Source organism: Dialister hominis (assembly GCF_007164725.1).
Taxonomy (GTDB): Bacteria; Bacillota; Negativicutes; order Veillonellales; family Dialisteraceae; genus Dialister; species Dialister hominis.
On sequence record NZ_AP019697.1, the window covers coordinates 1,423,363 to 1,440,060 of the forward strand.

General features: G+C 47.4%; 9 protein-coding genes. 5 read left to right on the forward strand and 4 right to left on the reverse strand.

Annotated elements, in window-relative coordinates; all coding sequences use genetic code 11:
- Positions 1-713 precede the first annotated feature (713 nt).
- From Dia5BBH33_RS06585 to potE, 4 genes are all read left to right on the forward strand, one after another.
- Entirely contained in the window at positions 714-1,631 is a 918-nt protein-coding gene (locus Dia5BBH33_RS06585; protein WP_143332611.1) for a LysR family transcriptional regulator, read from the forward strand.
- Between the two features lie 80 nt (positions 1,632-1,711).
- Positions 1,712-3,289 carry an IS1182 family transposase gene (locus Dia5BBH33_RS06590; protein WP_143332102.1) on the forward strand — a complete coding sequence of 526 codons (1,578 nt, stop codon included), beginning with the start codon at positions 1,712-1,714 and terminating at the stop codon, positions 3,287-3,289.
- A 792-nt stretch (positions 3,290-4,081) separates the two neighbouring features.
- Positions 4,082-6,262, forward strand: coding sequence for an ornithine decarboxylase (speC, locus tag Dia5BBH33_RS06595; protein WP_144269419.1), 2,181 nt, complete (start codon positions 4,082-4,084; stop codon positions 6,260-6,262).
- A gap of 66 nt (positions 6,263-6,328) precedes the next feature.
- Complete coding sequence (gene potE / locus Dia5BBH33_RS06600) at positions 6,329-7,690, forward strand: putrescine-ornithine antiporter (protein ID WP_143332612.1); 1,362 nt, start codon at positions 6,329-6,331, stop codon at positions 7,688-7,690.
- Between the two features lie 171 nt (positions 7,691-7,861).
- Here potE and speC (Dia5BBH33_RS06605) read toward each other — a convergent pair whose 3' ends face one another.
- Positions 7,862-10,045, reverse strand: a complete 2,184-nt coding sequence (speC, locus tag Dia5BBH33_RS06605; RefSeq protein WP_108850800.1) for an ornithine decarboxylase — start codon at positions 10,043-10,045, stop codon at positions 7,862-7,864.
- A gap of 436 nt (positions 10,046-10,481) precedes the next feature.
- Here speC (Dia5BBH33_RS06605) and speF point away from each other — a divergent pair, with 436 nt between their 5' ends.
- The gene (gene speF, locus Dia5BBH33_RS06610; RefSeq protein WP_144269420.1) at positions 10,482-12,662 is read left to right on the forward strand and encodes an ornithine decarboxylase SpeF; all 2,181 of its coding nucleotides are present in this window, start codon (positions 10,482-10,484) and stop codon (positions 12,660-12,662) included.
- 53 nt (positions 12,663-12,715) lie between these two features.
- Here the strand turns inward: speF and Dia5BBH33_RS06615 are convergent, their stop codons facing one another.
- Genes Dia5BBH33_RS06615 through Dia5BBH33_RS06625 form a run of 3 tightly spaced genes read right to left on the reverse strand, consistent with a single transcriptional unit; the run spans position 12,716 to position 16,694 of the window.
- Positions 12,716-13,834, reverse strand: coding sequence for an ABC transporter permease (locus Dia5BBH33_RS06615; RefSeq protein WP_022383008.1), 1,119 nt, complete (start codon positions 13,832-13,834; stop codon positions 12,716-12,718).
- Complete coding sequence (locus tag Dia5BBH33_RS06620; protein ID WP_022383009.1) at positions 13,831-14,946, reverse strand: ABC transporter permease; 1,116 nt, start codon at positions 14,944-14,946, stop codon at positions 13,831-13,833. Before Dia5BBH33_RS06620 ends, Dia5BBH33_RS06615 begins: the two co-directional genes overlap by 4 nt.
- Positions 14,943-16,694 carry an ATP-binding cassette domain-containing protein gene (locus Dia5BBH33_RS06625; protein ID WP_174182961.1) on the reverse strand — a complete coding sequence of 584 codons (1,752 nt, stop codon included), beginning with the start codon at positions 16,692-16,694 and terminating at the stop codon, positions 14,943-14,945. The genes Dia5BBH33_RS06620 and Dia5BBH33_RS06625 overlap by 4 nt, the downstream gene beginning before the upstream one ends.
- Positions 16,695-16,698 lie beyond the last annotated feature (4 nt).

A 16,698-nucleotide genomic window follows, 5' to 3' on the forward strand; every position in this document is an offset into this window, starting at 1 on the left:
GATCTTCCTGCAAAAATTTATTTATTGTTTTTTTTAATACCTGTATATAGTATATCGCTATACCAAGAAAAAAGCAAATTTTTCTATATGTCGTTCTGTAAATCTTCTGTAAGTCTTTTAGATACTTCTCGTCAATTCAAAAAATCCCGTATGAAGCCATATGGGATAGGATGAAGGAGTATGCGCCCAAAATAAAAAAGATGGCTTTGCTTTGCAGTATACTTAAAAAGGGTGGTCTTGAGGCCTTTCTCCGCCTCCTGGAGGCCCTGCTGAGGCAGGCACTTCTCCATAGTGGAATGATCTCCATTCTATATAAGCATATCCTCATCATTCATTTATGGACTCCTTTGGCAGTATCCAAAGAAGTATTTTTCTATGACAGTTTATAACTCAATAATATATCTGCTGCAGATGACAGAGGGAAAGTACGATGCTATTCGCCCAGTCTTAATAGAAGAATTGCATAAGTTCCACTTTTTTTGTAAAGGCTTGTTATTTTTTGAACTATTATCAAAAGGTGTTTTCCATTGATTCATACCTCTTATGATATAATACAGTCAAATAAATCTATTTTAATCGAAAATGATTCAGCAATGGATTCACTCCAGTCTGTATCTATTCTTTTGATTTGCACGATATTTGCTGATTGATCCGGATTGGGACCTGTTTTCAGGACGCAGAACCGGTAAATCTAAAATCATACGAGGTTCAAGATGAAAATAAACTTTACCTCTCTTATGTATTTTCAGAAAGTGGCTGAACTGGAACATCTGACAAAAGCTGCCGAAGCTCTCCATATCGCTCAGCCGGCGCTGTCCAGAACAATCCGCAGCATGGAAGAAGAACTGGATGTCTCGCTTTTTACCCATCAGGGCCGCAACATTCATCTGACGCGAGACGGACACATCCTGCTTAAATACACTAATAAGATTTTGCGATCACTCGACGACCTCCGTCAGGAACTGCAGGATTCCAGAGATCTTCAGCAGCTCACTGTAAAGCTTGCTATCATGTCATCAAGCAGGTTAATTCCGGCTTTTCTAATGAAATTCAAGGAAGAGTATCCCGAAACCATTTTAGAAATTGTCCCGCAAAACAGTGATTCGGCCAATGCTTCGAGAACTGACCTGACTTTATTCTCAAGCCTGAAACATATTGATAATGACCATACAATCACTTTGTTCCGTGAGAACCTTGTTATGGTTTTCCCAACAGGAACTCCTTATGCCCATCTTCCTTATGTGAATCTCCATGATCTTTCTGATATGGATTTTATTATGCCTCCTAAGGGATTTCTCCTTAGGAAAACGGTTGAGGCCTATTGCAAGAAAGCTGGATTTACCCCAAAGGTCATTCTCGAAAGTGACAACCCTGATACAGTTGGTGAATTTATCAGGGCAGGTCTAGGCAGTGCGCTTGTCCCGCAAATGACATGGCATAATGCACAAATTCATAATGTCGCACTCCCGGTTGGTGATCAGGAATGTCACCGTGATCTGAACATCTCCTGGAAAACGGACTCCAAGCTATCACTGAGTGCCGTTCTCCTGCGTGAATACATCGTCGATCACTTCTGGGAATTTGTCAGGGATAATGCCAATAAAACATTCCCCATGCAAAAGGGGATGTGACAAAATTCATCCCAACAAAAAGGGCTCTGCCCCGGATCATTTGGTCCGGGGCAGAGCCTTTCGTGTTATAATTTTTTACAATGAAAAATAACAACACTAGCAATCATTTTACCGCAGAACAAGGCATTTTGCCAATGTTTCCCTCTGAGATTCTCAATGTCGATGATCCTGTTTTAATGTATGACAGATTTATGGAGGAAATCGATCTTAAAAAGTACCTTCGTTACATACCGACGCGTGGCGCTGGCAGACCCAGGTATAATCCCGTCAACATGCTGAAAACGATCATCTATGGTTTCGCAGAAGAAGGATATTGCTCTTTTAGAAAACTTGAAGATAATTGCAGGGTTAATATCAGATATATGTACCTGATGAATTATGAAGCCCCATCCTATCGGACATTCTGTCATTTCGTGAAGGGCTTTCTTAAGTATTCTCTCAAGGATATCTTTTATTCAATTACGAAAGAACTCTGCGGCAAACTCAACGTGGATTTGCAGCATATATATATTGACGGTTCCAAGTTTGAAGCGAACGCAAATAAATACAGCTGGGTATGGAAGAAATCCGCTGAAAAATCCCGCTACAAGCTTTTTGCCAAGATTACCAGCCTTTTTGAGTTACTCAATGATGATCTTAAGTATGACCATATGAGTGTAAACATCAATACAGAATACGCTCCGGACTATCTGCGTCTGGTATTGGATAAATTAAAAGAAATCTGGCAGATTGATGAGACGGCCTTTGTTCATGGAAGCGGGCATCGCAAGTCCGATCATCAACGCAAGTATGAGCAGCTTAAGGCATATACATCAAAACTTGAAGAATATGTTGAGAAGATACAGATATGCGGTACTTCCAGAAACAGTTATTCGAAGACCGATACGGATGCAACATTCATGCGAATCAAGTCGGACTACATGGGAAATGATCAGCTTCTGCCTGCATACAATGTCCAAATAGGTGTTGCCGATGAATTTATTGCCGTAATTGATGTTAACCAGTATCGTTCAGATATGGATTGCTTCGTACCGCTGATGGAGGAATTCCACGAAGTCTATGGGGCTTATCCTAAGTATCCTGTGGCAGATGCAGGATATGGATCTTTCAACAATTACATCTATTGCGAGCAGCACGGTATGGAAAAGTATATGAAATTCCCCATGTACAAGAAAGAAACGAAAGACAAGAAATACCATACCAATCCGTTTCGGCCAATAAACTTTAGAGTTGATGAGAATGGAACCATCCGTTGTCCAAATGACAGGGCTTTCAAATTTATCTATAGACATCTGGTCAGAGGGAACTTATACGGCAGGCAGGAGGAAGTATTTGAATGCGAAGACTGCCAAGGATGCCCGCTGGCAGAGCAATGTAAAAAGACCCCGAAGAACAAAAGAATCTCATTGAGCAGAGAACGGAATAACATGTACCAGGAGGTTCAGGATAATCTGGAAAGCATCCATGGAGCCCTGCTAAGAATGAACCGGTCAATCCAGGCTGAAGGAACTTTTGGAATCATGAAACATGACAGATGGTACAAAAGAATCGTCAGAAAAGGGATAGATTCTGTAAAAGCCGAGTTATACCTGGTAGCACTTGGCTATAATTTAAGGAAATACATCACAAAAATAATGCGTATAAGGATTGCCGCCTAAGACAATATAATTAAAAGTCTTATGGGGGTAAGGGGGCTTACGCGCATTTTTACGTAAAAGGCTTACAGCAGAGCTAAAAATGATGAAATAAAGACGCAAAAAAGAGGCTGCAACAAAATGATTAACCATTTTGTCACAGCCCCTTTTATTGCTCTGACAAGGATGACGGATCCTATATAAATTTTGTTCTCAACAGCTCTTCAATACATATTGAAGGGCTGTTTTTGTGTTCAGATCTGTATTTGTCCTTGGTAAAAATTCTTTCCCTGAATTCTATAACGTTTCAGTAATGACTTATAGCGCATATTGATAAGTTTTTGATTCTTAACGTAGTATTAACAAGATTTTATGCATTTCATTACAGAATTATCTCCGATATCCACCATTATATCCTACACTTCCCGCATTTATGTCCATGATTTCTTCTCTTCGCCTTGCATCTACAATTTCCCGTTTTCTTCGTGTTTATCGATAATCCAAGGGTTTATCTATATTATCTGCTCTATATCCTGAGTATTTCACCCACGATTGGTATCTATTTGTATATAGGTTTACCACATCATTACATCTTATAACATTTTTATTATGCTATACATTTTCATGTATTTTATTAACCATATTGTGATAGTTACCCATTTTTATCTAATCGGTTTCTAAAATGGTATTGGAATCAATTCCCATTTATAACTATCATAAGGCCAGATGAAGCATTAATCATCATATGAGGACGCTGCCATGACGTGCACACATGGCTCATGCATCCAAATTCACATTCAGAGGGAGGTTTCCATGTTGAACCAGTTAAAAATCGCTTATACAAAGAAAGCTCTGGAAATTTTCGGTTCCATCAAAGGCCGTGACATTGTTGATGTCAATCATACTGATTTCACCGACATTGCATCTGTCGTTATGACGGATGCTGAAGAAGATCGTTTTGTCTTCGATAAAGAGATGCTCTTTTCTTTCAATATCCCTGTCTTCTTCATCAAAACGAAGGCTGGCCTTGTAGATGATTCTGTCATCGGAAAGGTATACCGCGTCATCGATCTCAATGATACGGATCATGCTTTCTATGACCGTCAGATAGAAAGCGCTGCTTCTCATTACGAAGACGCTATTCTTCCTCCTTTCTTCAAGGATCTCAAGAAGTATGTTGAAAACGGTTATTCCCAGTTCGACTGCCCAGGCCATCAGGGCGGCGCTTTCTTTAGGAAGCATCCGGCCGGACGCGCTTTCTATGATTTCTTCGGTGAGAATACCTTCAGGGCTGATCTTTGCAACGCCGACGTTGCCATGGGCGATCTCCTCATCCATGAAGGCCCGGCTCTCGCTGCACAGAAGCATGCGGCACGCGTCTACAACGCTGACAAGACATACTTCGTTTTGAATGGCACTTCCACTTCCAACAAGGTTGTACTGAATGCTGTCCTCACTCCGGGCGACATCGTTCTCTTCGACAGGAACAATCATAAGTCTGTCGATCACGGCGCTCTTGTCATTGCCGGCGCAACGCCTGTTTATCTGGAAACGGCAAGAAATGCCTTCGGCTCCATCGGCGGCATCCTTGACCACTGCTTCAATGAGGATTACATCAGAAAGCTCGTCGCGGAGAAGGATCCTGTCAAGGCAAAGGCTAAGCGCCCGATCCGCCTGGCTGTCATCCAGCTTGGCACGTATGACGGATGCATTTACAACGCACGCCAGGTTGTTGACCGCATCGGCCATCTCTGCGATTACATCTTCTTCGACTCTGCCTGGGTCGGTTATGAGGAATTCATTCCGATGATGAAGGACTGCAGTCCGCTTCTTCTCGACCTTGGTCCGGAAGACCCCGGCATTTTCGTCAGCCAGTCTGTCCATAAGCAGCAGGCCGGTTTCTCCATGACGTCCATGGTCCATAAGAAGGATGCCCACATCAAGGGACAGGACCGCTACGTCCCACATAAGCGCGTCAACAATGCTTTCATGATGCATGCTTCCACTTCCCCGCTCTACCAGCTCTTCGCAGCTCTTGATGTCAATGCCAAGATGCATGAAGGCGAAGCAGGCAAAAAGCTCTGGGCAGATGCTGTGAAGCTTGTCATCAATACGCGCAAGCAGGTCCTCCGCAACTGCCATTACATCCGTCCGCTCGTTCCGCCTGTTGTCTATGGCAAGAAGTGGGAAGACGGCGATACCGACAAGATGGCAAACGATATGAACTACTGGGCTTTCGAACCGGGTGCCAAATGGCATGGTTTCGAAGGCTATGCCAAGGGCCAGTACTTCATCGATCCGATGAAGCTGCAGTTCGTTACGGCCGGCATTGATGTGGAACATGGCGGATACGAGAAGTTCGGCATCCCGGGCAATATTCTTGCCAACTATCTGCGTGAAAACGGCATCATTCCTGAAAAGTGCGACCTGAATGATATCCTCTTCCTCATGACTCCGGCTGAAACAGCGACCAAGATGGATGACCTCGTCGCCAAACTTGTCCGCTTTGAAAAGCTCATCGATGAGGATGCTCCGATGTCTGAAGTGCTTCCGAGCATTTACAAGGCTTACCAGGATAAGTACAAGGGATACACCATCCGCCGTCTCTGCCAGGAAATGCATGATTTCTACAAGGACCGCGAAGTGTCCACGCTGCAGAAGGAACTTTTCCTGAAGGACTACTTCCCGAAGTATGTCATGAATCCTCAGGAAGCACAGTATGAATTCATGAGAGGTCATGGCGAACTCGTAGATCTTGCCGAGGCTGAAGGAAGAACAGCCCTGGAAGGCGCTCTCCCCTATCCGCCAGGAGTCATCTGCGTACACGCCGGCGAAGCATGGACCAAGACGGCTGTTGCCTACTTCTTGGACCTCGTGGAAGGAATCAACCAGCTCCCGGGCTTTGCTCCTGAAATCCAGGGTGTCTATGTCCAGGAAGGTGAAGACGGCCTGAAGCACGCTTACGGATATGTCCTCAAAAAGGAATTTGAAAAATAATACAGCAAGGGTGGAAATGGGCTTCCACGACGGAAGCCCGGATCCCTCCCAATCAAGGAGGTAATCATGAGTAACAGCTCAAATAAAATGAGCGTATTCCAGCTGACCATTTTAACAGCGGTCAATATGATGGGCTCCGGCATCATCATGCTGCCATCCAAGCTGGCACAGGTCGGCGCGCTCTCTATCGTTTCCTGGCTCGTAACTGCAGTAGGTTCCATGTGTCTGGCATACGTTTTCGCAAAATGCGGCATGTATGCTAAAAAAGGCGGCGGCATGGGCGGTTATGCCGAATACTCTTTCGGGAAAGCCGGCAACTTTATGGCAAACTATACTTACGGCGTTTCACTGATTTTTGCAAATACTGCTATCGCTATTTCTGCCGTAGGTTATGCGCTCGGGTTCCTGAATAAATCCCTCGATCCTATTATGACCTGCGCCGCTACCATCTTCACACTCTGGCTGGCTACCGTCCTGAACTTTGGCGGCGCTAAATACACTGGTCGCGTTTCCTCCATTACTGTATGGGGCGTCATCATTCCATGTATCGGTCTTGCACTGATTGGCTGGTTCTGGTTCTCTCCTTCCTTGTATATCGCTAACTGGAACGTACATGACATGAGCTTTGGCAGCGCTGCTATCAATGCTATTACCATGACCCTGTGGGCATTCCTCGGAATGGAATCTGCATGCGCCAATGCAGATGCCGTTGATAATCCGGAAACGAACGTACCGAAGGCCGTTCTCGGCGGAACACTGATTGCCGCAGCCTGCTACATCGTTTCCACCAACATCATCTTCGGCATTATTCCTTCTGAAGATCTTGTCAGCAGTTCTGCTCCATTCGGACTTGTATTTGCTCACATGTTCGGACCGACCGTCGGCCGCATTATCATGGGCCTCATGGTTCTCTCCTGCTTCGGTTCCCTGCTTGGCTGGCAGTTCACCATTGCCAACGTATTCAAGGCAGGCAGTGATGTAGGATATTTCCCGGCATTCATGAAGAAAATCACATCTACTGAAACTCCATTGATCGGCATGGTAACCATTACCGTTATTCAGTCCCTCTTCTCGCTGATGACCATCAGCCCGACACTGAATGATCAGTTTGAAACACTCGTCAATCTGGCCGTCATTACGAATATCGTTCCGTACCTGCTCTGTATGGCAGCTATCGTCGTCATCATGAAAGCAGTCAACCACTTGGGCTCTGAACTGAAAACGACTAAATTCATTGCATTCGTTGCTTCCATTTATAGCTTGTATGCCTGCTATGCTTCCGGGTTCGAAGCAATGACATACGGCTCTATCGTTACCTTCTTCGGCTGGACACTTTATGGTCTGGTTTCCGATAAATTCGATCTTGATAAAGCCGAAGCCGACAACAAGGCCATTGAAGAAGCCGCTGCAGAAGCAGCAAAACAGTAAGCAATAGTAACTTCAACTAATCAATTACCATCATCTCCATCCTTTATAAAGCATCGCCCTCTCGATAGGGCGATGCTTCTTTTTTGTCCGATTGATTCTTCGGATTGATTACAGGATCCTGACAAACTAAAAAGACGGCATCACCTGAATGATGATGCCGCCCTGCTGGTGTTATTTATATAGTTTTTCGTATTCCCTTGTTAGGACATAGGCATAGGGTGTTATCTTTCCATCAGGATCTTTTTCCCTGTAAACGCCCTGCAGTTCCGGTTCAAATCCGGGAAAGACATTCGCAACTTCCGCAAAATCGAGGAAATAATCCAGCGCAGTTCTTGTCCATCGTTCACCTGCCTGAACGCATGTAACTCCAGGCGGATACGGAACAGCCGCCTGAAGGACTACACGTCCTTCCACTTCACGAAGAGGAATCAATTCTCCCTGCCCTTTGACCAGTGCCCAGTTTGCCTGCTGAGGGCTCATGAAATATTCAGGAAAATAGGCTTTCTGGAACATTCTCTTCTGCAGGATGTTGATCTTTCTGTCTTTATAGAAATCATGCATTTCCTGGCAAAGTCTCCGGATCGTGTATCCTCTGTATTTCTCTTCATACTTTCTATATATAGATGGAATGACTTTTTCCATGGGGGAATCCTGGTCGATATGCTTTTCAAAACGAACGAGCTTTGCAATCAGGTCTTTAAGCTTTGTCGGTGTTTCTGCCGGCGTCATCAGGAAAAGGATATCATTCAAATCGCATTTCTCCGGGATGACATCGTTATCCCTAAGATAATCTGCCAATATGATCCCGGGAATACCAAAATCTTCATACTCCCCGTTTTCCATATTGATTCCCGGAGTCATCAGCTGCAGTTTCATAGGATCAATGAAATACTGACTCTTCGTATATCCCTGGAAAGAATGCCACTTTCCTCCCGGCTCAAAGGCAAAGTAGGAAATATCATTGGCCATATCCTCCGTGTCGCCATCTTCCCACTTGCTGCCATGAACAACAGGAGGCACAATCGGGCGAAGATATTTACAATGACGGATGACAGATTTTCTTGCTTCAATGGCGTTGACTATACATTCATGCCAAAGCAGCTTTCCGCTCTCCCCTTCCTGCATCTTTGCATTCATATCAAGTGATGCAAAGATCTGGTAATTCGGTGAAGTCGAAGAATTGACCATGAAAGAGTTATTCAGGATCTTATGCGGCAGGTAGCGCTTCTGGCCTTTGATATGAGAATCTTTCTTCAGTATCTGCGAGGCCTGCGAGAATCCGGCCTGCTGTTTATGAACAGACTGCACGACAATAATTCCCGGATCTTCAGGTCCCAGATTCAGGAGAAGAGGACTGCAGTCTTTCATCATGGGAATAAACTGCTCGTATCCGACCCAGGCCGAATCAAAGAAGATATAATCACAAAGATGCCCGATTTTATCCACGACCTGACGGGCATTATATATGCAGCCGTCATAATTGCCAAGCTGGATAACGGCTGCCCTGAGCGGCCTGTCCATCATGGCACGCTTGGGGTCTCTTTCCGCAATCAGCATGCGTATATACTCTTCATTGAAGCAATGATCCAGCACACCGCCAATAAGGCCGAACGGATTCCTTGCTGTTTCCAGATAAATCGGAATAGCTCCCGCCTGTATCAGTGCACCATAGCCTATCGATTTATGGTTGTTTCTTTCATAAAGAACCAGATCTCCTGGTGCTAAAAGCGCATTTAAAACAACCTTGTTCGCTCCGGATGTCCCGTTCAGCACAAAATACGCTTTATCCGCATGGAAGACCTTCGCTGCATGTTTTTGGGCGGCGAGTGCCGGTCCCTCATGAATAAGAAGATCTCCCATAGCGACGTCTGCATTGCAAAGATCAGCGCGGAATGTGTTTTCTCCATAAAAATCATAGAAGATTTTACCGCCCGGATGTTTTCTGAAATAAGCTCCGCCCTGATGTCCAGGGCAGTCAAATTCAGAATTTCCGCGTTCTACGTACTTCAGCAGACTCCCGAAAAATGGTGGAAGAATCTCTTCTTCATATTTTTCAGCTGCATTTACAATCTGGCGTTCATAGAAACCATGCTCTCCATGCTGGAGGTCGATGATTCCTGAAGCACACTCTATGAGTTTCTCAACATTGCTCTCGCCTGTCAAAATCAGAAATACAGGAACACCAAAAGCACGGATCTTTTCATTTTCGGCAAATTCCGAATCCAGATCTGTAATGATGAGTGCCGACGTATCTGTAAAATCAGTTTGTGCCGCCTTAATGGAATCCCTTCCATTAACTGTTCCGAATATTTCAAATGCCCTCTCGGTATAGGCAATCTTTAACCGTCTCGGCATATAGATTCCCTCCATTTTTCCCTTGGCAAAGCTTTGAAAAAAGAGCTCGTTCAAGCTTCATGCCATTATTTTCCATTACTTTAAGTATATCAAATTTTAACCGTTAAGGCACGGAAATTGTCGAAGAAATCAATGGTTCTCGGCATTTTTAATTACACAGGCAAACCTATTCACTTGCGAAATATTTCCATAAAATACTGCGTAGAATCATGCCCGGTCAAGCAGGCTGAAACATGCGCCGGTTAAGGTAAAATTCAGCTTGCTTTCCTGTCCTTTATGCTATAATGACTTAGATAGTTTCACTAACTACCAACACTAAAGATCTGAATGACAGAAGACAGGATTTCTTTCCATATGGCTGCCCTTTTCCAAGGGTCTTTTTCATGTCAAAGTACTGCTTTCCATCCAAATTCACATTCAGAGGGAGGTTTCCATGTTGAACCAGTTAAAAATCGCTTATACAAAGAAAGCTCTGGAAATTTTCGGTTCCATCAAAGGCCGTGACATTGTTGATGTCAATCATACTGATTTCACCGACATTGCATCTGTCGTTATGACGGATGCTGAAGAAGATCGTTTTGTCTTCGATAAAGAGATGCTCTTTTCTTTCAATATCCCTGTCTTCTTCATCAAAACGAAGGCTGGCCTTGTAGATGATTCTGTCATCGGAAAGGTATACCGCGTCATCGATCTCAATGATACGGATCATGCTTTCTATGACCGTCAGATAGAAAGCGCTGCTTCTCATTACGAAGACGCTATTCTTCCTCCTTTCTTCAAGGATCTCAAGAAGTATGTTGAAAACGGTTATTCCCAGTTCGACTGCCCAGGCCATCAGGGCGGCGCTTTCTTCAGGAAGCATCCGGCCGGACGCGCTTTCTATGATTTCTTCGGTGAGAATACCTTCAGGGCTGATCTTTGCAACGCCGACGTTGCCATGGGCGATCTCCTCATCCATGAAGGCCCGGCTCTCGCTGCACAGAAGCATGCGGCACGCGTCTACAACGCTGACAAGACATACTTCGTTTTGAATGGCACTTCCACTTCCAACAAGGTTGTACTGAATGCTGTCCTCACTCCGGGCGACATCGTTCTCTTCGACAGGAACAATCATAAGTCTGTCGATCACGGCGCTCTTGTCATTGCCGGCGCAACGCCTGTTTATCTGGAAACGGCAAGAAATGCCTTCGGCTCCATCGGCGGCATCCTTGACCACTGCTTCAATGAGGATTACATCAGAAAGCTCGTCGCGGAGAAGGATCCTGTCAAGGCAAAGGCTAAGCGCCCGATCCGCCTGGCTGTCATCCAGCTTGGCACGTATGACGGATGCATTTACAACGCACGCCAGGTTGTTGACCGCATCGGCCATCTCTGCGATTACATCTTCTTCGACTCTGCCTGGGTCGGTTATGAGGAATTCATTCCGATGATGAAGGACTGCAGTCCGCTTCTTCTCGACCTTGGTCCGGAAGACCCCGGCATTTTCGTCAGCCAGTCTGTCCATAAGCAGCAGGCCGGTTTCTCCATGACGTCCATGGTCCATAAGAAGGATGCCCACATCAAAGGACAGGACCGCTACGTCCCACATAAGCGCGTCAACAATGCTTTCATGATGCATGCTTCCACTTCCCCGCTCTACCAGCTCTTCGCAGCTCTTGATGTCAATGCCAAGATGCATGAAGGCGAAGCAGGCAAAAAGCTCTGGGCAGATGCTGTGAAGCTTGTCATCAATACGCGCAAGCAGGTCCTCCGCAACTGCCATTACATCCGTCCGCTCGTTCCGCCTGTTGTCTATGGCAAGAAGTGGGAAGACGGCGATACCGACAAGATGGCAAACGATATGAACTACTGGGCTTTCGAACCGGGTGCCAAATGGCATGGTTTCGAAGGCTATGCCAAGGGCCAGTACTTCATTGATCCGATGAAGCTGCAGTTCGTTACGGCCGGCATTGATGTGGAACATGGCGGATACGAGAAGTTCGGCATCCCGGGCAATATCCTTGCCAACTATCTGCGTGAAAACGGCATCATTCCTGAAAAGTGCGACCTGAATGATATCCTCTTCCTCATGACTCCGGCTGAAACAGCGACCAAGATGGATGACCTCGTCGCCAAACTTGTCCGCTTTGAAAAGCTCATCGATGAGGATGCTCCGATGTCTGAAGTGCTTCCGAGCATTTACAAGGCTTACCAGGATAAGTACAAGGGATACACCATCCGCCGTCTCTGCCAGGAAATGCATGATTTCTACAAGGACCGCGAAGTGTCCACGCTGCAGAAGGAACTCTTCCTGAAGGATTACTTCCCGAAGTATGTCATGAATCCGCAGGAAGCACAGTATGAATTCATGAGAGGCCATGGCGAACTCGTAGACCTTGCCGAGGCTGAAGGAAGAACGGCTCTGGAAGGCGCTCTCCCCTATCCGCCAGGAGTCATCTGCGTACACGCCGGTGAAGCATGGACCAAGACGGCTGTTGAATACTTCCTGGATCTTGTGGAAGGAATCAACCAGCTCCCGGGCTTTGCTCCTGAAATCCAGGGTGTCTATGTCCAGGAAGGCGAAGACGGCCTGAAACACGCTTACGGATATGTCCTCAAGAAGGAATTTGAAAAATAACAGCAAAAGCACCGTTTCCCAATGCGGAAGCGGTACTTTTTGCGTGTAATGATTCAGTTCAAGTGGTGCCTGAAAAGATAGGCGGCCACGGAGAGTGTTACGGCGGAAATAACACTAAGCGGAATGAAGTTCCAGAAGAGCTGTCCGAAGGTAAGGCCCTCAAGGTAAATGCGTCGGATGAGTTCCAGTGCAAAGCGGAGCGGATCCGCATACGTAATGATCTGGAGGAACCGCGGCATATTATTGATCGGCGTGACGACGCCGGAGAGAAGAGCCATCGGCACCATCAGGACTACGACATAGACAAGCACCTGCTGCATGTTCTTGGAAATGGAGGAAACGATGAGGCCGCAGCCTGTCGAGCTCAGCACGTAGAAGAAAATAGCCGTGTAGAACATGCCGAAGTTTCCTGCAAACGGCACATTGAACCAGAAGTAGCTGATACAGAAGAGAATCGTACACTGAATGAATCCAACGATCATTGGCGGCATGGCTTTGCCGATCAGTATAACTGACGGGCTGACAGGAGCAACAAGAAGCTGCTCGAAGGTGCCTTCTTCTCTTTCTCTTGCCACCGAAAGCCCCGCCAGAACAAAGACCTGCGCAAAGCTCAAAAGCCCGATGATTCCCGGCATGAAGAACCAGCGCGTGATCTGGTTCGGATTGTACCATGTCCTTGTAATGACCGTCACAGGTGCCGAGACGCCTGTCCTTTCCTGATTGAAGCTGTTTACGATACGGCCTGCGTAGCCGGTAACAAGGCCGGCGACCATCGTATTTCTTCCGTCGGATATGATCTGGACGGGAGCCTTTTCTCCCTGATCAAGCCTATCCTGGAAATCCTGCGGAATGGAAATCGCCATGACAGCTTTTTCCTGCTCTATGTACGGCGCGATTTCATTGGCATTCGACACGGTCGCCACGCGGTGGAAAAGCGATGTCCCGTCAAAGCGGGAAAGAAGGTCTGCCGAAGCCCCGCTCCTGCTCTGGTCAAGGACGACATACGGCGCATTTTCCAGATTGTAGTTGGCCGCATAGCCGAAGAGGAACCCCATCAGGATACAGGGAATGACGACAATCCTTCTTGTCGCGGGATCTTGCCAGATGGAGAGGATTTCCTTCTTGCAGATGACGGCAAGCTGCTGCAGAAAAAGCTGGAAGGTGCTCATCATTCCACCTTCTTTCTCGTGATGCCAAAAGCGATGCTCACGAAGCATACAGCATAAAGGATGAGAATGCCGCCCTGCGTCAGAAGGATCGTCCAGTTATTGCCGGATAAGAAGAGCGAACGGATGCAGACGAGATAGTGGCTGAAGGGAAGGATTTCCCCTACAGCGCGCACGACGATCGGTGTCGATCGTAAATCGAAAATGAACCCTGACAAAATAAAGCAGGGAAGGAAACTGATCAATAGCGAAAGCTGGCAGGCCAGGAACTGGTTCTTCGTGACGGCTGAAATCATCAGCCCGATGCCAAGCGCAACCAACAGGTAAATCATGGATATGCCAAGAATGGCGGAAAGTGAACCGACCATGGGGACGCTGAAGAGGAACCTTGAGAGAACAAGGCAGATGCCTGTACCAAGGAGTGCGATGAAGAAGTACGGCACCATCTTGGCAAGGACAAGCTCCATCGGCTTTACCGGCGTGACGAAGAGGGATTCGAATGTCCCCCTCTCCCATTCACGGGCCATGACGACCGAGGTCAGCATGACGCCGATAATCGTCATGATCAGCATGACGAGGCCCGGGATGAAGAACCATGTACTGGAATTGGCATTGTTATACCACATGCGCGGTTCGACTGTCACTGTCCCGAAGGATGCAGCGCCGGACATATGGCGTGCTTCCCAGGAGGCGATAGAGGTATCGACGTAGGTCTGCACGCTCATGGCCGTCGCTGTTTCCACGCCGTCAAGAACAAGGAGCATCTTTGCATTCCCTTCGTGGAGGCGCGCTGCGAAATCCGAAGGCACATCGATGATGGCATTCACCTTCCTGTCTGTCATCATCTGCTCGGCTTCCTTGAAACTTGTGACATAGGTTGGCGAGAAATATTCCGACCCGTCCATGAAGGAAAGGACATCCTGGGAGGCCGGCGAAGGGTCTTCCAGGACAACGGCGATCGGCACGTTCTTGACGTCAAGAGATATGCCGTATCCGATGATCAGGATCAAAATGATTGGAAGAGCAATCCCCAGAAGAAGGGAACTGGAGTCTCTGGAAAGCTGGAGAAACTCTTTGCGGATGAGCGCTTTCATGCGCCGAAAGAATCCGGAACTCATGATTTCTCCCCTTCCTTTCTCGACCGCTCGACGATTTCAATGAAAATCCTGTCCATGTCAGCGCCCGGCTGCCCAAGTTCCTCGCGGATTTCCGAAGGACTTCCGATGGCCAGAAGGATGCCGTTGTCCTGGATCATGAAACGGTCGCAGTACTCGGCTTCTTCCATGAAATGCGTCGTGATGATTATTGTCGTGCCCCTCGCGGCAAGGGTCGTGATTCTTCTCCAGAAATTTCTTCTGGCCAGCGGGTCGATGCCCGAGGTCGGTTCATCGAGGAAAAGAATCTGCGGCTCATGAAGAAGCGCCGCTGCCATGGAAAGACGCTGCTTGTACCCGCCCGGCAGGTCTTCCGCCAGACGGTCAAGGACATCTTCCAGATCGAACTCCTGGCAGAGCTCCCTGATCCTTTCAGAAAGTCTCCCCTTCGGTACGCCATAGATGCCGCCGAAGAATTTCAGATTATCCAGGACGGACATATGGCTGTAGAGGGAAAACTTCTGCGCCACATACCCGATATTCGCACGCGCCTGCGTCCTTGCCTTTCTAAGGTCGACGCCTGCGACGGAAAGAAAGCCGCTTGTTTCAGGAAGAAGGCCGCAGAGCATTTTGAACGTCGTCGTCTTGCCTGCACCGTTCGGCCCTAAAAGACCGAAGATTTCTCCCTTATGCACTTCAAAGGATGTATTGGAAACAGCCGTAAAGTCCCCGAACTTCTTGACGAGGTTCTTTACGACGATATTGACTTCACTGGACGGTCTTCCGCCCCGGTCCAGCACGTCTTCTGCTTCTTCTGGTGGTGCTTCATGGCCTTCCGCTTTCCGAAGGAGCGTCATGAAACCGTCTTCCAGTTTGGCCGGAACGGGCGTGGGCTCAAGGTGATGCCTCTTGAGGTATGGTATTTCATCGACGCCCTTTTCCATGATGAAATGGACGGTGCCGCCTCTTGGCACTGCATCGACGATCAGTTTCGTCTCATCGATCAGATGCGCCTGCAGGATGCGTGTGGGGACGCCTTCTTCCGGAAGGACATTATAACAGCGGCCGTCTGCGATCCGGCAAAGATCCTCCGGCGTGCCATCCGCCAGAAGATTCCCCTTATGGAGGACGAAGACATGGCTGCACATTTCTGCTTCATTCATGTATGCCGTACTGACAAAGATGGAAAGGTGTTCTTCCTTGACGAATGTCTTCAGTATTTTCCACAGCTCGCGCCGGGAAAGCGGATCGACGCCGACCGTCGGTTCATCAAGAAGGAGAAGATCCGGCGAGCGGACGAGCGTGCAGGCAAGGCCCAGCTTCTGCTTCATGCCGCCGGAAAGCTTTCCTGCAAACCGGCCAGTAAAAGGCGCCAGCCCCATCATGTCCAGCAGTTTCCCGAACCTTTCAGGCCTCTTTTCCTGAGGAACGCCGTGAAGATCAGCATAAAGATCGAGATTTTCCTGCACTGTCAGATCCTCATAAAGGCCGAACTTCTGCGGCATGTAGGAAATTCGGCTCTGGATTTCTTCCGCATCCTTCACGCTGTCCATGCCAAGGACGGTAAGGCTGCCGGATGTGGGATTCATGAGGCCTGCAATCAGGCGCATCAGCGTCGTTTTCCCCGCACCGTCAGGCCCGATCACTGCCGTGAGCTCGCCTTTTTTGACAGAAAGAGAGAGTCCGTTCAGCGCCGTCAGCGGTTTCTTCCCCTTTATGGAAAAGACCTTATTCAGTTTCTCTGCGCGGATCACATCTTCTTCCACACCCATCATC